Below are 19,898 nucleotides of genomic sequence, written 5' to 3'. Positions count from 1 at the left end.
ATATGGTTGGATGCGCGATTGAATGCGGCGCGCTTACGCGAGCGCGGCCGAGCGCTCCCGTGCGCCACGCAGCCACCCGAGACCGTCGAGTGTCGTCGTGCGCGGCTTGTATTCGCATCCGATATGACCTTCATATCCGAGCGTATCGAGCAGGTCGAACAGGAACGGGTAGTTGATTTCACCGGTGCCCGGTTCGTTGCGGCCCGGGTTGTCGGCGAGCTGGATGTGCGCGATCTTCGCGAAGTGCTTTTTGATCGTCGCCGCGAGTTCGCCTTCCATGCGCTGCATGTGATAGATGTCGTACTGCAGGAAGACGTTTTCCGAGCCCGTCTTCGCGATCACGTCGAGCGCTTCGGCCGAACGGTTGAGCGCGAATCCCGGAATGTCGTACGAATTGCATGGCTCCACGAGCAGGCGGATGCCCTCGCGTTTGAGCGCGGCCGCGGCGAACGTCAGGTTGTCGACGATGTTGGCGAGCGCGGCGTCGCGCGAAACGCCGGCCGTCGGGATACCGACGAGGCAGTTCAGTTGCGGCACCTTGAGCGCTTTCGCGTACTCGATTGCGCTGCCCACGCCCTCCTGGAACTCGCCTTTGCGTCCGGGCAGGCAGGCGATGCCGCGCTCGCCTGCTTCCCAGTTTCCAGCGGGCAGGTTGTGAAGCACGAGTTTGAGCTTGTGTGCGTCGAGCCGTTCGGCTAGTTCGCTGGCTTTGTACGGATAGGGGAACAGGAATTCCACGGCGTCGAAGCCCGCCTCGGCGGCTGCGGCAAAGCGGTCGAGGAACGGCACTTCGTTGAACAGCATGGTGAGGTTTGCTGCGAATTTCGGCATGGTGCTTGTCTCGCTGGTCGGTCAGTGGATGAATCTGAATCGCCTTGCGGTGAACCGGGGTGCACACCGCAAGGCGGTCAGCAGGGGGTAACGCTTACGCTTCGTCCGGCACTGCGATCGCGGTCGGTGCGTGTTCGGGCTTTTCGGCAAGTTCTTCGAATTCGTTGATCGCGTCGATCTCGGTGCCCATCGAGATATTGGTCACGCGCTCGAGGATGACTTCGACCACGACCGGCACGCTGAACTCGGCGGCCATCGACTGCGCCTGTTTGAGCGCCGGCGCGATCTCTTCGGGTTTGAAGACGCGCAGCGCCTTGCAGCCGAGCCCTTCGGCGACGGCGATGTGATCGACGCCGTAGCCGTTGAGCTCAGGCGCGTTGATGTTCTCGAACGCAAGCTGCACGCAGAAGTCCATGTCGAACTGGCGCTGAGCCTGGCGGATCAGGCCGAGGTACGAGTTGTTCACCACGACATGAACGTAGGGCAGCTTGAACTGCGCGCCGACGGCAAGTTCCTCGATGAGGAACTGGAAGTCGTAGTCGCCGGAGAGCGCGACGATCGGGCGGGTAGGGTCGGCCGCGCGCACGCCGAGCGCCGCGGGAATCGTCCAGCCGAGCGGGCCCGCCTGGCCGCAGTTGATCCAGTTACGCGCCTTGTAGACGTGCAGGAACTGGGCACCGGCGATCTGCGAAAGGCCGATGGTGCTCACGTAGCACGTATCGCGCCCGAACACCTTGTTCATCTCTTCGTACACGCGCTGCGGCTTGATCGGCGTGACATCGAAGTGCGTCTTGCGGTGCATCGTGCGCTTGCGCTGCTGGCAGTCCGCGACCCACGCGCCGCGATCCTTGAGCTTCCCCGCGGCTTTCCATTCCTGCGCGACTTCGACGAAGAGTTCGAGCGCGGCCTTCGCGTCCGACACGATGCCGAGATCCGGGCCGAACACGCGGCCGATCTGCGTTGGCTCGATGTCGACGTGCACGAACTTGCGGCCCTTCGTGTACACCTCGACGCTACCCGTGTGGCGATTCGCCCAGCGATTGCCGATGCCGAGTACGAAGTCGGAGGCGAGCATTGTCGCGTTGCCGTATCGATGCGACGTCTGCAGACCGACCATGCCGGCCATGAGCGGGTGATCGTCGGCGATAGCGCCCCATGACATCAGCGTCGGGATAACAGGAACGCCGACCGTTTCGGCAAACTTGACGAGCAGATCTTCTGCAACTGCGTTGATCACGCCGCCGCCAGAGACGATGAGCGGCTTCTCGCTCGCGTTGAGCAGCGCAAGCGCGGCTTCGATCTGCTTGCGCGTTGCCTTCGGTTTGTAGAGCGGAAGCGGCTCGTAGAGGTCGATGTCGAATTCGATTTCCGCGAGTTGCACGTCGATCGGCAGATCGACCAGCACCGGACCCGGGCGGCCCGAGCGCATCAGGTGGAATGCCTGCTGGAATACGCGCGGCACGAGGGCGGGCTCGCGCACCGTCACGGCCCACTTGGTGACGGGCTTGGCGATCGACTCGATGTCGACGGCCTGGAAGTCTTCTTTATAGAGCCTGGCGCGCGGAGCCTGACCGGTGATCGCGAGGATCGGAATCGAGTCCGCCCACGCCGAATAGAGCCCGGTGATCATGTCGGTCCCGGCCGGTCCCGACGTGCCGATGCACACGCCAATATTGCCCGGCGCGGCGCGCGTATAACCCTCGGCCATGTGCGAAGCGCCCTCGACGTGGCGCGCGAGCAGGTGCGTGATGCCACCGGCCTTCCTGAGCGCCGAATAGAACGGGTTGATGGCAGCGCCCGGCACGCCAAAGGCCGTGTCGATCCCTTCTTTCTCGAGTACCAGTACCGCGGCGTCGACGGCTCTCATTTTGGCCATGACTGTCTCCTGAATTTCGCGAACTGCACAGATTACGGGTTGTTGAGACGCACTTTAGGATCGTACGAAAGGTTTGATAAGATCAGTCCATGTCGCTTATTTCGAAACTAAAAGTATCGAATGCCGTGGAGAGAGGAGACACCCCGTGGACCGCTTCAAGCAGATCGAAACGTTCGTGCGCGTCGTCCAGGCTGGCAGCCTCGCGGCAGCGGCGCTCGAGGAGGGCGTGTCGCCCGTGATTCTCGGGCGACGCATTGATGCGCTGGAGAAACGGCTCGGCGTGAAGCTTCTGTATCGCTCGACACGGCGGCTCGTCGTGAGCGAAGAGGGCGGGGCATTTCTCGAGCGCTGCCGCGGCCTCCTCGCGGAATGGGAGCAGGCGGAAAACGAACTCTCGGCTGGGCGCCGCGTCGTGAACGGGCATCTGATCGTGTCGGCGCCGGCGGCCTTCGGGCGCAAGCATGTCGCGCCACTCGCGCCCGCGTTTCTTGCCGACAAGCCCGAACTCCAGATGTCGTTCAACCTGACCGATCGCGTGGTCGATCTCGTGCGCGAGGGATACGACCTGTCGATCCGGATTGGCGGCGCGGTCGATCCGAACTTCGTCGCCGTAAAACTGGCGTCGAACCGGCGCGTGGTGTGTGGCACGCCCGACTACTTTCGCCGACATGGCAGGCCGAAGACGCTCGAAGACCTGCAGAACCACAACTGTCTCGCGTTCAACCTGCAGGGCGGGCAGAACCGCGGCTGGTATTTCCGGCGCAACGGCAAGCTCGTGACAGTGCGCGTGAGCGGCACGCTCGACTGCAACGACGGCGAACTGTTGCATCGCTGGGCCGCGGAAGGGCTTGGGCTCGGCTGGCGGTCCACGTGGGAGATCGACGCGCAACTCGCGCGCGGCGAACTCGAAACGGTACTCGACGACTATGCGCTGCCCGACTACGACATCCTCGCGGTCTATCCGCAGCAGCGTTACGTGCCGGCCCGGGTGCGCTATTTCATCGATTACCTCAAGCAGGCCTATACGCAGCCCGGGTACTGGAGCGGCGCAGCGACCTGATCTGCCGCGCCGCTTCAGGCGGGAGGGCATAGGGACCTCCTGTGGAGCGGATGTGACGGTCGTCCCACCTGATCGCGCTGCCCATTCGCGATTTATTTTTCGCTCGCGAAAAGCTAAAGCGGGAATACACTTGCTGCGGTGCCGGTAGTGCTAGCAGGAAGGTGACGGCGGTTCGAAGGACGAGGGACACCGTAGTGGGCACGAGGGGCGAGCGTGGGCGCGAGCGCGAACGAGCAGATCGATCCGTCTGAAAGCGATGAGGCTGCGCGCAGCCGCCGTTTTCAGTCGCTCGCGATGCCGCATCTGGACGCGGCCTACAACCTCGCGCGCTGGCTCTCGCACAATTCGCGCGATGCCGAGGACATCGCCCAGGAGGCGTACCTGCGGGCATTCCGTTTTTTCGACACGTTTCACGGTGACCTTGCGCGCCCCTGGCTTCTGACGATCGTGCGGCGCGTCTGGTACGACGAATGGCGGCGGCGGTCGACGTCGGAAGTAGTGACGCCCATCGACGAACTGCGCGACGACAGGCCGCCCGAAGGCTGGGAGACCGCGAGCGAAGATCCGGAAACACTCGCGATGCGCGCGGAGGACGCGCGCAACGTGCAGGATGCGCTGCAACGGCTGCCGGTCGAGTATCGCGAAGTGCTGGTGTTGCGCGAGATGGAGGATTTGAGTTATCGCGAGATCGCGGTGATCGTGGACGTGCCGGTCGGGACTGTGATGTCGCGGCTCGCGCGTGGACGCCGGCGCCTCGCGACGCTGCTGGCGGCTCAACAGGGGCGCACGGATTACGACGCACCACAGGTGCGGCAAGTAAAGAGCAACAGCCCAGGCAATGGGGAAAGCAGTCAGCCAGGGAGACCATCCGTCCGGGAAAACGACGGCCGGGTCCGCGAGGAACCGGCCGTCGACGGCGGACCGCAGCCGCGTACGAGCGGCCACACTACGGAGGGAGGCGCTCGATGAACTGTGACGACGCGCACCCACTCGTCGACGCTAGCGTCGACCGCGAACTTTCTGCCGGCGACGAACTGCGCGTGCGTGAGCACATGGCTGGATGCGCGCAATGCCAGCACGAAGAGCAGGTTGTGCAGGCGATTTCGAAGGCCACGAGATCGGCGACCTATTACCGCGCGCCCGAGGCGCTCGGTGCGCGCATCACTGCCGCTTTGCCGCCGATCGCTTCGGGTGAGGATGCATTCGCGCGAGAAACCGGCGCGCAACCCGTGCGTCCGCGCGCGCGCAAACCGGGCTGGGGCGCGTCGTCCTGGCTTACCTGGCCACGTCTCGACGGAATCGGCTCCGGCGGTCGTGTGGGCACGCCGTCGGCGGGATTCAGCTGGCTGACTGGTGCACTGCTCGTGCTCTTCGCGCTCGGACTCGCGGCGGCGCTGAATCTGCGCCATCCGGCGGCAGGCGGCGCGTTCGTCGACGAAATCGTGTCGAGCCACGTCCGCGCCCAGATCTCGGGTCGCGACCTCGATGTGATCTCGACGGACAAGCACACGGTCAAGCCGTGGTTCAACGGCAAGATCGACTATGCGCCGCCCGTCGAGGATCTCGCGGCGGCGGGCTATCCGCTCGTCGGCGGGCGGCTCGACTATGTGGGGCGCGAACGCGTGGCGGTGCTCATCTATCACCACGACAAGCACGTGATCGATGTCTACGTGTTCCCGCCGGGCAGCACAGGGCCCGCCGTGACGGCGAGCCCGCCGCCCACCAGCGAGGGCTACGCGCTTGCGCGCTGGGAGGCGGATGGCATGACCTGGTGGGCTGTTACCGACGGAGAGGCTGGGGTGCTCACAGGCCTGCGCGACGCGCTCCTCGCGCGGCTGGGCGGCGGCTGAACGACCACTGAACGGCCACGAAGGGCCCGTGAAAACCTGAAAGAGCCCGCGCGGAGCTTTCACGGCTAGCGCCCCATGGACGAGGCGCCGCGCAAGTCATTGAAAACACGCCCGATTCGCGGCACGATCCATACCTTGCCCGGCCGATTTCAGTTGCGCGCGCAGTGCTGTCGCGTTACAATCTTCGGCTTCTCACTTGCCGCACCGGTTCGACGCCCGGGCGGCTTCTATCCAAAAGTCAGCACAAGGAGTGTGTATGCGTCATTATGAAATCGTCTTTATCGTGCACCCCGATCAAAGCGAGCAAGTGCCCGCGATGATCGAGCGCTACAAGGGCACGATCACGTCGCACGGTGGCCAGATCCACCGCATCGAAGACTGGGGCCGTCGTCAACTGGCCTACATGATCGAGAAACTCGCGAAGGCTCACTACGTCTGCATGAACATCGAATGCGACCAGACCACGCTCGACGAGCTGGAACACGCGTTCAAGTTCAACGACGCCGTTCTGCGTCACCTGATCGTCAAGATGAAGAAGGCCGAAACCGGCCCGTCGCCGATGATGAAGGAAGTGCAGCGCGAAGAAGCCAAGAAGGCGGCTGCCCAGCCGACCGAAGCGCAGGCTTAATTAATCAAGCCATCAGGATTCAAGCGCGTTTGTGTAAATTCGCCACGTGAACAGGCTGCAACTGACGGCTAGCGTCGTCGAACGCGAACCGGTGCGGTACACCCCGGCCGGCGTTCCGATCGCAAGCTGCACGTTGCATCACCGCACCGAAGTCGTCGAGGCCGGTATCGCCCGCCTCGTGGAACTGACGATGGATGCGGTGGCCGCCGGTGAGGCATGCGGCAAGCTGGAAAGCTGTGAGATGGGCGTCGAGACGCTTTTCACGGGTTTTCTGGCGAAAAAACACCGCAACGCACGAACCCTGGTGTTTCACATCACAGAAATGCAAGGTACAGGAAAGGACTAATCATGCCCCGCCCGACTGGTAAAAAATTCGACAAGCGTCGTCAACAGCAAAACCCGCTCTTCAAGCGCAAGAAGTTCTGCCGCTTCACGGCTGCAAGCGTCGAACAGATCGACTACAAGGACATCGAAACGCTGAAGGACTTCATCGGCGAGAACGGCAAGATCACGCCGGCGCGTCTGACGGGTACCAAGGCCCACTATCAGCGTCAGCTGGACACGGCTATCAAGCGCGCGCGTTTCCTCGCGCTGATGCCGTACACGGACCAGCACAAGGCCTAACCCGACGACGCTATAAGGAGCATCCGAATGCAGATCATTCTTCTCGAAAAAGTCGTCAACCTGGGTAACCTCGGCGACATCGTCAAGGTGAAGGACGGTTACGCCCGTAACTTCCTGATCCCGAACAAGAAGGCACGCCGTGCAACGAAGGACGCGATCGCCGAATTCGAAGTTCGCCGCGCCGAACTCGAAAAGGCCGCCGCTGCAAAGCTGGCAGCCGCTCAGGCAGAAGGCGAGAAGCTGAACGGCCTGACCGTTCAGATCGGCCAGAAGGCTGGTGTGGACGGCCGTCTGTTCGGCTCGGTCACGAACGCCGACATCGCCGACGCGCTGACGAAGCAGGGCTTCGCAGTGGAAAAGGCGCAAGTGCGCCTGCCGGAAGGCCCGCTGAAGATGGTGGGCGACCACCCGGTGCACGTTTCGCTGCACACCGACGTCCTCGTCGACGTCACAGTGTCGGTGCTGGGCGAGCACGCCTGAGCGCCGCAGCGGCTCGCCAGGGCCGCTCGATCGCCGTCATTTTGAAAAAGGCAGGAGCCCAACGGCTTCTGCCTTTTTTGTTGTGTGCCGGGTCGCAGAAGTTTTGCTGTTTTGCTGCTTGTTCCTGACGGGCGGCTTGTCCGATAATTGCCCCTCATGAACGCTCCGAACGATCCCCAACTTGAGTCGCTGAAAGTCCCCCCGCATTCGATCGAGGCCGAGCAATCGGTACTCGGCGGCCTGTTGCTGGACAATGCGGCCTGGGACCGGATTGCCGACTTTCTCTCCCAAAGCGACTTCTACCGCTACGATCACCGCGTCATCTTCGAGCATATCGGACGCCTGATTTCGTCCGCGCGCCCGGCCGACGTGGTGACCGTCTACGAGGCGCTCGGCAACGCCGGCAAGGCAGAAGATGTGGGCGGCCTCGCGTATCTGAACGCGCTCGCGCAGAACACGCCGAGCGCGGCGAACATCCGACGCTACGCCGAAATCGTGCGCGACCGCGCGGTGCTGCGACGTCTGGTGTCGGTCGCCGACGAGATCTCGGCGGACGCGTTCAATCCGCAGGGCAAGGAAGTGCGCCAACTGCTCGACGAGGCCGAGGCGAAGGTGTTCTCGATCGCCGAGGACGGCGCGCGCGGCACCCAGGGTTTCCTCGAAATCGGGCCGCTGCTCACGCAGGTCGTGGAGCGTATCGATACGCTCTATCACACGGCCAATCCGAGTGACGTGACGGGCACGCCGACCGGCTTCCTGGACCTCGATCGCATGACTTCGGGCATGCACGGCGGCGAACTGATCATCGTGGCGGGGCGCCCGTCGATGGGTAAGACCGCGTTCTCGATGAACGTCGGCGAGTACGTTGCCGTGGAGTACGGCTTGCCCGTGGCGGTGTTTTCGATGGAAATGCCGGGTACGCAGCTCATCATGCGTATGCTCGGTTCGGTCGGGCGTCTGGATCAGCACCGCATGCGCACGGGCCGCCTGACCGACGAAGATTGGCCGAAACTCACGCACGCCGTGCAGAAAATGAGCGAGGCGCAGATCTTCATCGATGAAACCGGCGGCCTGAACCCAATGGAACTGCGCTCGCGCGCCCGGCGCCTGTCGCGGCAATGCGGCAAGCTCGGGCTCATCATCGTCGACTACCTGCAGCTGATGAGCGGGTCCTCGTCGGGCGAGAACCGTGCGACGGAAATCTCCGAAATCTCGCGTTCGCTCAAGAGTCTCGCCAAGGAACTTGATGTTCCAGTGATCGCGCTCTCACAGCTGAACCGGGGTCTGGAGCAGCGTCCGAACAAGCGGCCGGTGATGTCGGACCTGCGCGAATCGGGCGCTATCGAACAGGACGCGGACGTGATCCTGTTCATTTACCGCGACGAAGTGTACAACCCCGACAGTCCCGACAAGGGCACCGCCGAAATCATTATCGGCAAACAGCGTAACGGGCCGATCGGACCTGTTCGCCTTACGTTCCATGGTCAATTCACGAAATTCGATAATTTTGCCGGAGCGCAGACTTTTTACGGCGAGTAACGTCCACTAACACGCGTTTGCACCCCCGTGGTCAAACGCCGCGCCCCTGTCCGTCAAGAAGTGCGGGTACTTCCGTCCGACGTTACAATGTGGCCGGTTTGTGACGGCACGCTTGCCGTTTTATGACGGATAGCTTGCCGTTTCACAACGGCAATCCGAGACCTATTTCCGGGATTCAAATGTTCGGCCGATTCATGCCCACTGAGGGCAAGTTTTTCGAAATCTTTAATGCGCACGCAAAGTGCCTCGTTTCTGCAAGCCGGGAGCTCGAGCTTCTGATGGACAACCTGGCCGATGCCGAAGTCCACAAGCAGAATGTCCAGGCCGCCGAGAAGGCGGCTGACAAGCTGACCCACGAGGCGATCGACCTGCTGCACAAGACCTTCATCACGCCGCTCGACCGTGACGAGATCCACAAGCTGATCTCGACGATGGACGACGTGCTCGACCTGATGGAGGACGTGGCCACCGCCATTTCGCTCTATGACGTTCAGGCAGTGACGGCCGAAGCGAACCAGCTGGCACGTGTCTGCACGGCATGCGTCGGGCGCGTCGAAGCCGCCGTCGCGCTGCTGTCCGACATGAAGCAGGCGCGCGAGATCCTGAAGGCCTGCGAGGAGATCGACCGGCTCGAGTCCGAGGCGGACCGGCTGCTGCGTTCGGCGATGTCGAAGCTCTTCCGCGAGGAAGACAACGTCAAGACGCTGATCAAGCTGAAGGCGATCTACGAATTGCTCGAAGCCGTCACCGACAAGTGCGAGGATGTCGCGAACATCATCGAAGGCATCGTGCTGGAAAACGCCTGAGTCCGCCGCGATGCAATCGATACAACTCGCCATCTGGGTGGTCGCGTCGCTCGTGGCCATTTCGCTCATCTTCGACTTCATGAACGGCTTTCACGACGCGGCGAACTCGATCGCCACCGTCGTGTCGACCGGCGTGCTCAAGCCGCAGCAGGCCGTGGCTTTCGCGGCCATGTTCAACGTCATCGCCTATTTCGTCTTCCACCTGAAGGTGGCGCAGACGGTGGGCAAGGGCACCATCGACCCCGATATCGTCGATCACTACGTCGTGTTCGGCGCGCTGATGGGTGCGATCGGCTGGAACGTGCTGACCTGGTACTACGGGATCCCGTCCAGTTCCTCGCATGCGCTGATCGGCGGTCTCGTGGGGTCGGCGCTCGCGAAGTCGGGCTGGCACTCGCTGAACATGCACGGCCTGATGAACACTGTCGCGTTCATCTTCCTCTCACCGCTGCTTGGTTTCATCCTCGGCTCGTTCTTCATGCTGCTGGTGTCGTGGCTCTATTTCCGCACACCACCCAGCAAGGTGGACCGGCGATTCCGTCGCCTTCAGCTGATTTCCGCGAGTCTCTACAGCCTTGGCCATGGCGGTAACGACGCGCAGAAGACCATCGGCATCATCTGGATGCTGCTGATCGCCACAGGCTACGCTGCAGCTACCGCCGACGCGCCGCCGATCTGGGTCGTGGGCGGTTGCTACCTGTCGATGGGCCTCGGCACGCTGTTCGGCGGCTGGCGGATTGTCCGGACGATGGGGCAGAAGATCACCAAGCTCAAGCCGGTCGGCGGGTTCTGCGCAGAGACGGGCGGGGCGATGACGCTTTTCACTGCGTCCTGGCTTGGCATTCCCGTTTCGACGACGCACACCATCACCGGCGCGATCGTCGGTGTGGGCGCCACCCGGAAGCTTTCGGCTGTGCGCTGGGGCGTGGCAGGCAATATCGTCTGGGCGTGGATTCTGACTATTCCGGCTTCGGCGGCGCTCTCTGCCGCGGCCTGGTGGATCGGCCACCGCCTGATGTAAGGCGATGCCCGGCGCTGTCGCACGTGGCAGCGCCGGACCGTCGTATCAAAGCGCCGGTCGCGCGCGCAAATCAAGCCCCGGTCAGATGATCGGCGCGCCCCCGCCGTCCATCGGAATGAGCGCTCCAGTGACATAGCTCGCACGGGGGCTCGCCAGAAATAGCGCGACGTCTGCAATTTCCTCGGGCTTCGCGTACCGTCCGAGCGGCAATTTTGCTTGCCCGCGCGCGAGCGCCGTTGCTTCGTCGATGCCTTCCCGTTCTGCTTCCAGCTTCAGCGCTTCCTGCAGTCGCTCCGTGAGCGTCGCGCCCGGGTTGATGGCGTTGATGCGGATGCCGTAGCGAGCGTGATAGTGCGCAAGTCCCACCGTCGCGAGCATGAGTGCGGCATTGGCGGCACCGCCCGCGATATGGATGTCACTAGCGTGCTTCCCGCCCATGCCGATGATGTTGATGATCGTTCCGGGTTCGGCCGTCGCGCCCGCTTTCATGCCGGCCTTTGCGCGTTCCACCATCCGCCGAAGCACTTCCTGTTGCGGGTAGATGTACGGAAAGTACTTCGCTTCCATTGCCGCCTTGAACGCGTCGGCGTCTAGCGTTTCCGGATCGTAACGGCGTGCCGCGCCCGCGCTGTTGATGAGGATGTCGATTGGCCCTACGGCTGTCGACACATCTTCGACTACGTCCGCCGCGCTGTGCGGTTCGTGCAGGTCGGCGCGCGTGAGATGGATGTGCAGGCCCTCACTCGCGAGTTGCTCGCGCGCGCGGGCGAGGTTGGCCGGGTCGCGCGACACGATTGCGACTTTCGCACCTTCTTTCGCGAACGCGCGGGCGCAAGCGAGCCCGATGCCCTTACTACCACCCGTCACCAGTACTACCTTGTTGCTGAGTCCGAGATCCATCGCTGCCTCGCTGCGAAAAAGTACCAAAACGATAGCAGACGCAGGGGGCCACGAAAACCTTGCTGGCCATTTGGACAAGGACGCGGACAAGGGCGCACGCCGGAGCGTGCGGGAAATCAGAAAGCGCTGTTCGCGAAGCGGGCGATAGGGTCGTCGATTGTTTGCGCCGGTGCGCGCGGCGCGCCGATGGTCGTCGAAGCGCGCACGAACGGCGCCGGTTGGGTCGAGGATGCCGGGGGTGTGACAGAAACCGACCCCGCCTGCGCAGCCTGCCGCGCGGCGGCAATGGCGGCGGGCGGAGGCGGTTCGAAGGCGTCCGCGGTGGCGTTGATCGGGTCAGGCTGACTCGGCACAGCCGGCGTGCTTGCGTTGGCAATCGGGCCCGGCGTGGCGCCACCGCTGCCGGTCGCAATCGAAGTGGACGGCGCAACAGCCGGTGTCACTGCCCCAGCGCTGCGCGCCTGCACATGCGCCGTGCTGAGGGCTGCGGGAGGCGGCTCAAACGCGTCCGCCACTGCCGGTGCGGGCGGCGAGGCGGGTGCAGACGGAGCAGTGGGCATTGGCCGGCTCTGCTCCACCGCCGTTGCCGTAGCCACGGTGGCAGGGTGTTGCACCGGCGCGGACGCCTCCCATGTCGGCGTATCGAACGGTGCCGGTGCGTTCCTCGGTGGCGCCATTCGACGTATGCCGTCGAAGCGTTTGGCCCAGTAAGAGTTCGTCAGATAGTCGAGTCGCACTGTTCCGCCCGTCGAGGGCGCGTTGACGAAGCGCAGATTGCCGACATAGATGCCGACATGTGAATGCGGACGCCCGGTCGTATTAAAAAACACGAGGTCGCCGGCGGCGATTTCGCCGGGATCGATCGACTGGCCGCGCTCGCTCATCTCGGCGGTGGTGCGCGGCAAGCTAACGGACGCCGATCGCGCGAGCACGTATTTGACGAGGCCGCTGCAATCGAAGCCGCTATCGGGCGTATTGCCGCCCCAGCGGTATGGAATGCCGACGAGCCCCATCGCCTGGATCGAGATCTCTTCGCGGCCGATACTGTGATCGACGAAATTCGGGAGGCCGGGCGGCCGCGTGCGCAAGGCGTCAGAGCCTGTGGACGAGCTGCCGCTGCGCGCGACTCTATCCGGCGTACTCGAACACGCCGCGAGAAAGACCACGATCAGTAGCGGAAGCCAGAGTCGGCGCATGAAACGCTGTGGCGGGCGAGGGCGCTCGCCGCGGTGGATAGCTGGTGATGCGGCGATGGTAGCCCGTCTGGCGGGGCGCTCGCAAGAATTCTTGACAATTTACATGAGGTTCGTGCGCCAACTGTTGCTTTACCGGGACGCTCGACCATAAAAAAGGGCCGTATCTGGCGATCCAGTTACGGCCCTTCAGAACGGCGTGCGCGGTGCGCCCGCGATGTGCTTACAGGATATCCGATGCGTAATCGGCCAGTCGCGAGCGTTCGCCGCGTGCGAGCGTCACGTGGCCGCTGTGCGCCCATCCCTTGAAGCGGTCGACGACATACGTGAGGCCCGAGCTGCCTTCGGTCAGATAAGGCGTGTCGATCTGCGCGATATTGCCGAGGCACACGATCTTCGTGCCCGGACCCGCGCGCGTGACGAGCGTCTTCATCTGCTTCGGCGTGAGGTTCTGCGCCTCGTCGATGATGAGGTACTTGTCGACGAAGGTGCGTCCACGCATGAAGTTCATGCTCTTCACCTTCAGCCGCGAGCGGATCAGTTCCTGCGTGGCCGCGCGGCCCCATTCACCAGCCGCGTCATCGGTTTTCTGGAGCACTTCGAGGTTGTCGTCGAAGGCACCCATCCACGGCTGCATCTTTTCTTCTTCCGTACCCGGCAGGAAACCGATGTCCTCGCCCACCGGCACCGTCGCGCGCGTCACGATGATTTCGTTGTAGCGCTTGTCGTCGAGTACCTGCGCGAGACCTGCCGCGAGCGCAACGAGCGTTTTGCCCGTGCCCGCCTGGCCGAGTAGCGTGACGAAGTCGATCTCGGGGTTCATCAGCAGGTTGAGCGCGAAGTTCTGCTCGCGGTTGCGTGCCGTGATGCCCCACACGTTGTTCTTGTGATGGCCGTAGTCGCGCAGCGTCTGCAGGAGCGCCGTCTTGCCGTTGAGTTCACGCACGATCGCGTGGAACGCCGGCTCGCCGTTCTGCGGCTCCAGATAGACGAACTCGTTCACGAGCATCGATGCGCATTCCGGGCCAGTCACGCGGTAGTAGGTCGTGCCGGTCTTCGTGTCCTGCCACGACTCCATGCCCTTCGCGTGCTTCGTCCAGAAGTCCTGCGGCAACGCACGGATGCCCGAGTAGAGCAGGTCCTTGTCTTCCAGAACCTGGTCGTTGAAGTAGTCTTCCGCGGGCAGGCCGAGCGCGTGCGCCTTGATGCGCATGTTGATGTCTTTCGACACCAGCACGACGAGGCGGTCCGGCCGGTCGCGCTGTAGCGCGCGCACGACGCCGAGGATCTGGTTGTCCGCCTTGCCCTCGGGCAGGCCGTCGACCGGTTCGATGTGCGTGAGCGTCGTCTGGAAGTACAGCCGGCCGAGCGCCTCACGGCTTCCAAGTCGTGCGAGCGAAATGCCTTCCGAGATCGTGCCCGCGTTCGCGACCAGCTGGTCGAGCGTGCGGCTCACCTGGCGCGCGTTGCGCGCCACTTCGGACATGCCCTTCTTGTGATTGTCGAGTTCCTCGAGCGTCATCATCGGCAGATAGACGTCGTGTTCCTCGAAGCGGAAGAGACAGGTCGGATCGTGCATCAGCACGTTCGTGTCGAGCACGAAGAGCTTGCGCACCTGGCTGCTTTCTTCAGGATGCAGACGCTTCTTCGCGGCACCGCGCGTGCCGGCGGCCGCGGTCGTGTCCGGCTTCGCGGGCGACTGCTTGCCGCTGCGTGCGACAGGCGTTTCGGGCTCGGCGCGCGCTTGAACCGGCTGCAGCAGTGCAGCTTGCTGCGGTTGCTTGCGCTTGCGGGCAGGCGCGGCTGTCACAGGCTCGAGGGCGGCCAGCTCCGCGCTGCCGGAGGGCAGCGGCACCGTGCGCAGCGTGGTGGCGGCATTCGCTGCGGGCGTCATCGGCTCGGCAACGTTCGCGGGACTGTATTCCGTCACGTCGCTTGCGTCGTTCTCGCTCGCCGCCTTCCGGGTGCCGCGCGTACTACGCGCTCGCGCCTTGAATTCTTCGGGCGGCAGCAGGTTTCCGAGCTTGCTGGGGGGGGTAGGCAAAGGCATGGTGTCCCTCGAAAATTCGGGTCGAGTGGTCGAGTAGGTGCGCTTTCGGGCGGTGCGGGTGGCACCGGGTGGGCGCCACGCGCTGCCGCGCTCGGTGCGCGCTCAGGTCTGGAAATGCCGGTTCGCCTGGTTTTCGATCGCCTCCTTGGCAAAGACGCGCGACCGGAGGGTAATCCGTCGCGGCGATGGCGGGATTGCAGACAAAAAAGCCAACAAAAAAGCCGCTGCCCCGGCTAACGAGGCAAGCGGCTCGACTGCGGTAGTGGCGTGTTGCCCCGGGTATGCGTAGCCGACCTTCGGAAGTCCGGCTGCACCTCGTTCGCAACGCGACAGAAAATGGGGTGGACAGGCACTCATTAAAACCCAATATAACGCGCCTCAAAGCGCTTGTACAGCCTCCAGAACCTCGTCTACGTGGCCCGGGACCTTGATGCCGCGCCACTCGCGGCGCAGCACGCCGTCGGCGTCGATGAGGAAAGTGGAGCGTTCGATTCCACGAACTTCTTTGCCATACATTTTCTTCAATTTGATGACATCGAAGAGCGTGCACAGCGCTTCGTCCGCATCCGATACCAAGGTAAACGGCAGTTCGAGCTTGGCCTTGAAGTTGTCGTGCGAGCGCACGCTGTCGCGCGAGACGCCGACGATCTGTGCGCCCGCCCGCTTGAACTTCGGATGGAGATCGCGGAACTGCAGCCCTTCGGTCGTGCAGCCTGGCGTGTTGTCTTTCGGATAAAAGTACAGGACCACCTTGCTGCCCTTGAGGCTCGACAGCGTGAAGTCGCCGCCGGTGGCAGGCGCCGTGAAGTCGGGAACGGGTTGGTCGACTGCGATGGACACGTGTTTCTCCGGTCGTTATTGTCGGGCGATGCGCGCGGCGCGCGGAAAGGGCGCTGGCGAGAGCACACACGCCGGTGTGCGCCGCGTCACCGGGACGGCGGCCACCTCGGGGCGGCACGCGCGCACGGGAGGCGGGTTCAGTCGGGCTGCACGATCAGCTCGCCCGAACGGCCGGCGATCTCGCCCCAGGTGACAGGGTACGATGGCAGCATGTCACGGTCCAGCGTGGCATGGTAGTCGCCCATCGTGGCAAATGTGTGGCCCTGCGCGCGCCAGCCCGCGAGCAACTGCTCGAAGACGGGGGCGAGCTTCTGGCCTTCGAGTTCCGCATGCAGCGTGAAGACCTGATCGTGCGGATTGTTCTCCGTGCGCTTGAGCATCCACGCGGCGACGGTGTCCGTATCGATGCCGTCCACGCCGAGCACTTCGTCGAGCGTGGGCAGTGTCGTGGGCATCTGCACATGGTTCAGCGTACGGCCTTTCACTACCGGCAGATACGGCGAATGCCCACGGCCGTCGGACGCGTAGTGCATGCCCCAGGCGTCGATCTGTTCGAAGGCCGCTTCGTTCATCTGCCAGCCCGCTGCGCCGTGCGTGACGGGTGGCGCGCCGAAGATCTGCGCGAAGCGCTCGTAGCTCTTCTGCATCTCGCGCGCGGTCCAGTCGCTGTCGCGGCTACGCACGTTGTCCTGCCAGTAGACGTGATCCCACGTGTGAATGCCGCATTCGAAGCCGGCCTCGTGGATTGCACGCATGTCGGCGGCTGCCCGCACGCCGATGTCCGGGCCCGGCAGAAGCACGCCGTACATCAGCTGCTTTACGCCGTAGTGCTCGACCACGGACGTGCGCGAGACCTTCTTCAGAAAGCCCGGACGCAGGACCCGGCGCAGCGCCCAGCCCGTGTGGTCCGGGCCGAGGCTGAAGAGGAACGTCGCGCGGGCCTTGTAGCGGTCGAAGATGCGCGCGAGATTCGGCACGCCTTCACGCGTGCCGCGCAGCGTATCGACGTCGATTTTCAGGACGATGCGGGCCAAGTTGCCAGGTCCTTGCGTGCGCGTTACTGCTGTTCGACGAGCGCGCGGGCCTCGGCGACGTGGCCTCGGTACGCTTCGAAGATCTTGCGCAGGGCGTCGTCGAAAGTCGACTTCGGCGCCCAGGCGAGTTCCTGCTTCGTGTTGTCGATCTTCGGCACGCGGTTCTGCACGTCCTGATAGCCCGCGCCGTAGTAAGCACCCGACGACGTTTCGACGAGCTGCACCTTCTTGGCGGTTTCCGCGTATTCCGGATATTCGGCGGCGAGCGCGAGCATCTTGTGCGCGAGTTCGCGCACCGAGAAGTTGTTGGTCGGGTTGCCGATGTTGTAGATCTTGCCCGACGCCACGCCGTTCTTGTTGTCGATGATCTTCATGAGCGCGTCGATGCCGTCGTCGATGTCGGTGAACGCGCGCTTCTGTGCGCCGCCGTCGACGAGGCTGATGTTCTCGCCGCGCACGATGTGGCCGAGGAACTGCGTCACGACGCGCGACGAGCCCTCCTTCGGCGTGTAGATCGTGTCGAGGCCCGGGCCGATCCAGTTGAACGGACGGAACAGCGTGAAGTTCAGGCCTTCCATGCCGTAGCCCCAGATCACGCGGTCCATGAGCTGCTTCGAGCATGCGTAGATCCAGCGCGGCTTGTTGATCGGACCGTAGATGAGCGGCGAGGCGTCCGGGTCGAATTCGCCGTCGGTGGACATGCCGTAGACCTCGGAGGTCGACGGGAACACGAGGTGTTTGCCGTACTTTACGGCCGAACGCACGATGGGCAGGTTCGCCTCGAAGTCGAGTTCGAACACGCGCAGCGGCTGCTGCACGTAGGTGGCGGGCGTGGCGATCGCGACGAGTGGCAGGATCACGTCGCACTTCTTGACGTGGTATTCGACCCACTCCTTGTTGATCGTGATGTCGCCTTCGAAGAAGTGCATCCGCTCATGCTTGACGAGATCGCCGAGGCGGTCCGTATGCATGTCCATGCCGAACACTTCCCAGTTCGTGGTTTCGAGAATGCGCTTGGAGAGGTGGTGGCCGATGAAGCCATTCACACCCAGGATCAGGACTTTTTTCATGGACGGGAAGCAGATGAGGTGAGTTCGGCGAACGCGGCCGGCGTGACGATGGATTCGTGACCATCCCGCTGGTGCCGCAGTTCGTGGATCGCGATGGCGCGGCCGTCGCCGCAGACGGCGAAGAGCGCATTATCGCTTACGTGGATGCCGGCGGGCAATCCGGCCAGCGTCGCACCGATCGCGCCCGGTCGCGCGAGGCGCGCGCGGCCGATCACGAAGCGCTCGCCGCCGATGTCGGTGAACGCGCCCGGGTAGGGCGGCGCGACCGCGCGGATCAGGTTGTAGACGTGCTGCGCGCTCTGGCTGAAATCGATGCGGCCGTCCTCGGGCTTGCGGCCGCCGAAGTAGCTGCCCTGCGCGAGATCGTTCGGCAGGTGCGGCGCTTCGCCCGCGATGAGCGCGGGGAGCACGCGCCAGAGCGTCTGCTCGGCCGCGACCGTGACCTTGTCGAAGACCTGCGCGGCGGTGTCGTCGGGCAGGATCGGCACGGGCGTCTGCGCGACGATGGCGCCCGCGTCGGGTTTGGCCGCCATTTCATGCAGCGTCGCGCCAGTTTCCGTTTCGCCGCGCAGCACCGCCCAGTTCGTCGGCACACGGCCCCGGTACTTCGGCAGGAGCGATCCGTGCACGTTGTACGCGCGACGTCCGGCGAGCGCGAGCAGGTCGGTCGGCAGCATGTGCCGGTAGTAGAACGAGAAGATGAAGTCCGGCTGCGCCGCGGCAACGGCCGCACGCAGTTCGGCGCTCTTTGGATCGGCGGGCGTGATGACGTCGATGCCGTGCTCCTCGGCCACCGACTTCACGCTGCCGAACCAGATATTCTCGGTCGGGCTGTCCTCGTGGGTGACGACGAGCGCGACGTCGATGCCGCCCGCGAGCAGCACCTGCAGGCAGCGCACTCCGACGTTGTGATAGGCGAAGACGACGGCGCGAGGTTTCACTGTTGCGCTCCCTGACCGAGCGTGGCCGGTTGCACGGGCTGTGCGGGCTGTACGACGTCCTCGAGCAGGGCCTTGCCGTTACGCTCTTCGAGGATCGTCTGGATGAGGTAGCGCGGACGTGCGCGCACCTGCTGATAGATGCGACCGATGTATTCGCCGAGCAACCCGAGCGCAAAAATGATCACGCCGAGCAGGAAGAACGTGATGGCGAACAGCGTGAACACGCCTTGCACTTCCGCGCCGAGGATGAAGCGGCGGATCAGCAGCAGGACGAAGAGACCGGCCGAGCCGAGCGAAAGAATCACGCCGATGAACGACAGCCATTGCAGCGGCACGACCGAGAAGCCGGTCACGAGGTCGAAGTTCAAACGGATCAGGCTGTAGAGCGAGTACTTCGACTCGCCCGCGAAGCGCTCTTCGTGCGCGACATCGACTTCGACCGGATTCTGCGCGAACGTGTACGCGAGCGCCGGGATGAACGTGTTGATCTCGCCGCAACGGTTGATCGTGTCGACGATCTGGCGGCTGTACGCACGCAGCATGCAGCCCTGGTCGGTCATCTTGATGCGCGTGATGCGCTCACGCAGGTTGTTCATCGCGCGCGACGCCTTGCGGCGCCACAGGCTGTCCTGACGCTGCATGCGGATCGTGCCGACGTAGTCGTAGCCTTCGTGCATCTTGGCGACGAGCTTGCCGATTTCCTCGGGCGGGTTTTGCAGGTCGGCGTCGAGCGTGATGACGATCTGGCCGCGCGACTGCTCGAAGCCCGCGAGGATCGCCATGTGCTGACCGTAGTTACCGTTCAGCAGGATCGCGCGCGTGGTGTCGGGGCGCAGGCGGAACTGTGCTGCGAGCATGGCGGCCGAGCGGTCGCGGCTGCCGTCGTTGATGAAGATGATTTCATACGACGTGCCGAGCTTGTCGAGTGCCGGATACAGGCGCTCGAACAGCGCGTCGAGTCCGGCTTCCTCGTTGTAGACCGGAATGATGACCGAGACTTCCGGCGTTTCCGGGGTCAAGGTGCTGTGTTCCGTTTGACTCATGAGTGCGTCTTTTCCGTTTTCGTTGTGCGGCCGTGTGGTGTGTTGATTATTTTTGTAAGCGGGTTTTCCCCCCGACAGGCGCGGATGGCTGTCATGCGTGCCGCCCCCTGTC

At 63.7% G+C, this 19,898-nt stretch carries 20 protein-coding genes; 10 read left to right on the top strand and 10 right to left on the bottom strand.

What is annotated here, in order from left to right:
- Positions 1-33: 33 nt before the first annotated feature.
- The gene (gene hyi / locus D1Y85_RS08715) at positions 34-831 is read right to left on the bottom strand and encodes a hydroxypyruvate isomerase (RefSeq protein ID WP_124150651.1); all 798 of its coding nucleotides are present in this window, start codon (positions 829-831) and stop codon (positions 34-36) included.
- Positions 832-925: 94 nt separating this feature from the next.
- A complete protein-coding gene (gene gcl, locus D1Y85_RS08710) occupies positions 926-2,707 on the bottom strand; it encodes a glyoxylate carboligase (protein ID WP_124150650.1) in 1,782 nt (593 codons plus the stop codon).
- A gap of 145 nt (positions 2,708-2,852) precedes the next feature.
- On the opposite strand from gcl, the gene D1Y85_RS08705 reads away from it, so the two are divergent.
- The 10 genes from D1Y85_RS08705 (at position 2,853) to D1Y85_RS08660 (ending at position 10,715) form a co-directional block, all read left to right on the top strand.
- On the top strand, positions 2,853-3,767 hold the full coding sequence (locus tag D1Y85_RS08705; RefSeq protein ID WP_124150649.1) for a LysR family transcriptional regulator: 915 nt from the start codon (positions 2,853-2,855) through the stop codon (positions 3,765-3,767).
- A gap of 213 nt (positions 3,768-3,980) precedes the next feature.
- Positions 3,981-4,736, top strand: a complete 756-nt coding sequence (locus tag D1Y85_RS08700) for an RNA polymerase sigma factor (RefSeq protein ID WP_124150648.1) — start codon at positions 3,981-3,983, stop codon at positions 4,734-4,736.
- Positions 4,733-5,617, top strand: a complete 885-nt coding sequence (locus D1Y85_RS08695; RefSeq protein WP_124150647.1) for an anti-sigma factor family protein — start codon at positions 4,733-4,735, stop codon at positions 5,615-5,617. Before D1Y85_RS08700 ends, D1Y85_RS08695 begins: the two co-directional genes overlap by 4 nt.
- Positions 5,618-5,873: 256 nt before the next feature.
- Positions 5,874-6,245, top strand: coding sequence for a 30S ribosomal protein S6 (gene rpsF / locus D1Y85_RS08690; protein WP_028204897.1), 372 nt, complete (start codon positions 5,874-5,876; stop codon positions 6,243-6,245).
- A gap of 46 nt (positions 6,246-6,291) precedes the next feature.
- Positions 6,292-6,591 (top strand): primosomal replication protein N, encoded by a 300-nt coding sequence (gene priB / locus D1Y85_RS08685; RefSeq protein ID WP_027797224.1) that lies wholly within the window; start codon positions 6,292-6,294, stop codon positions 6,589-6,591.
- Between the two features lie 2 nt (positions 6,592-6,593).
- A complete protein-coding gene (gene rpsR, locus D1Y85_RS08680; RefSeq protein ID WP_124150646.1) occupies positions 6,594-6,869 on the top strand; it encodes a 30S ribosomal protein S18 in 276 nt (91 codons plus the stop codon).
- Positions 6,870-6,896: 27 nt separating this feature from the next.
- On the top strand, positions 6,897-7,349 hold the full coding sequence (rplI, locus tag D1Y85_RS08675; RefSeq protein WP_124150645.1) for a 50S ribosomal protein L9: 453 nt from the start codon (positions 6,897-6,899) through the stop codon (positions 7,347-7,349).
- 156 nt (positions 7,350-7,505) lie between these two features.
- Positions 7,506-8,888 carry a replicative DNA helicase gene (locus D1Y85_RS08670; RefSeq protein ID WP_124150644.1) on the top strand — a complete coding sequence of 461 codons (1,383 nt, stop codon included), beginning with the start codon at positions 7,506-7,508 and terminating at the stop codon, positions 8,886-8,888.
- A gap of 179 nt (positions 8,889-9,067) precedes the next feature.
- Positions 9,068-9,694 carry a DUF47 domain-containing protein gene (locus tag D1Y85_RS08665; protein WP_124150643.1) on the top strand — a complete coding sequence of 209 codons (627 nt, stop codon included), beginning with the start codon at positions 9,068-9,070 and terminating at the stop codon, positions 9,692-9,694.
- 10 nt (positions 9,695-9,704) lie between these two features.
- The gene (locus tag D1Y85_RS08660; protein WP_124150642.1) at positions 9,705-10,715 is read left to right on the top strand and encodes an inorganic phosphate transporter; all 1,011 of its coding nucleotides are present in this window, start codon (positions 9,705-9,707) and stop codon (positions 10,713-10,715) included.
- Between the two features lie 81 nt (positions 10,716-10,796).
- Here the strand turns inward: D1Y85_RS08660 and D1Y85_RS08655 are convergent, their stop codons facing one another.
- The 8 genes from D1Y85_RS08655 to D1Y85_RS08620 all read right to left on the bottom strand — a co-directional run bounded on the left by D1Y85_RS08655 (position 10,797) and on the right by D1Y85_RS08620 (position 19,786).
- A complete protein-coding gene (locus tag D1Y85_RS08655) occupies positions 10,797-11,615 on the bottom strand; it encodes an SDR family oxidoreductase (protein WP_124150641.1) in 819 nt (272 codons plus the stop codon).
- A gap of 116 nt (positions 11,616-11,731) precedes the next feature.
- Complete coding sequence (locus D1Y85_RS08650; RefSeq protein WP_124150640.1) at positions 11,732-12,811, bottom strand: C40 family peptidase; 1,080 nt, start codon at positions 12,809-12,811, stop codon at positions 11,732-11,734.
- Between the two features lie 220 nt (positions 12,812-13,031).
- A complete protein-coding gene (locus tag D1Y85_RS08645; protein ID WP_124150639.1) occupies positions 13,032-14,858 on the bottom strand; it encodes a PhoH family protein in 1,827 nt (608 codons plus the stop codon).
- Between the two features lie 378 nt (positions 14,859-15,236).
- On the bottom strand, positions 15,237-15,698 hold the full coding sequence (locus D1Y85_RS08640) for a peroxiredoxin (protein ID WP_124150638.1): 462 nt from the start codon (positions 15,696-15,698) through the stop codon (positions 15,237-15,239).
- Positions 15,699-15,835: 137 nt separating this feature from the next.
- The gene (locus D1Y85_RS08635) at positions 15,836-16,732 is read right to left on the bottom strand and encodes a polysaccharide deacetylase family protein (RefSeq protein WP_124150637.1); all 897 of its coding nucleotides are present in this window, start codon (positions 16,730-16,732) and stop codon (positions 15,836-15,838) included.
- Positions 16,733-16,755: 23 nt separating this feature from the next.
- Entirely contained in the window at positions 16,756-17,802 is a 1,047-nt protein-coding gene (locus D1Y85_RS08630) for a bifunctional UDP-4-keto-pentose/UDP-xylose synthase (RefSeq protein WP_124150636.1), read from the bottom strand.
- Positions 17,799-18,743 (bottom strand): formyltransferase, encoded by a 945-nt coding sequence (locus D1Y85_RS08625; protein WP_124150635.1) that lies wholly within the window; start codon positions 18,741-18,743, stop codon positions 17,799-17,801. The genes D1Y85_RS08630 and D1Y85_RS08625 overlap by 4 nt, the downstream gene beginning before the upstream one ends.
- A complete protein-coding gene (locus D1Y85_RS08620; RefSeq protein ID WP_124150634.1) occupies positions 18,740-19,786 on the bottom strand; it encodes a glycosyltransferase in 1,047 nt (348 codons plus the stop codon). Before D1Y85_RS08620 ends, D1Y85_RS08625 begins: the two co-directional genes overlap by 4 nt.
- Positions 19,787-19,898: the final 112 nt, after the last annotated feature.

This window comes from Paraburkholderia dinghuensis, from assembly GCF_003837865.1.
GTDB classification, from domain to species: domain Bacteria; phylum Pseudomonadota; class Gammaproteobacteria; order Burkholderiales; family Burkholderiaceae; genus Paraburkholderia; species Paraburkholderia dinghuensis.
The sequence above is the reverse complement of the archived record's forward strand: the minus strand, read 5'-3'. Positions and strand labels throughout refer to the sequence as shown.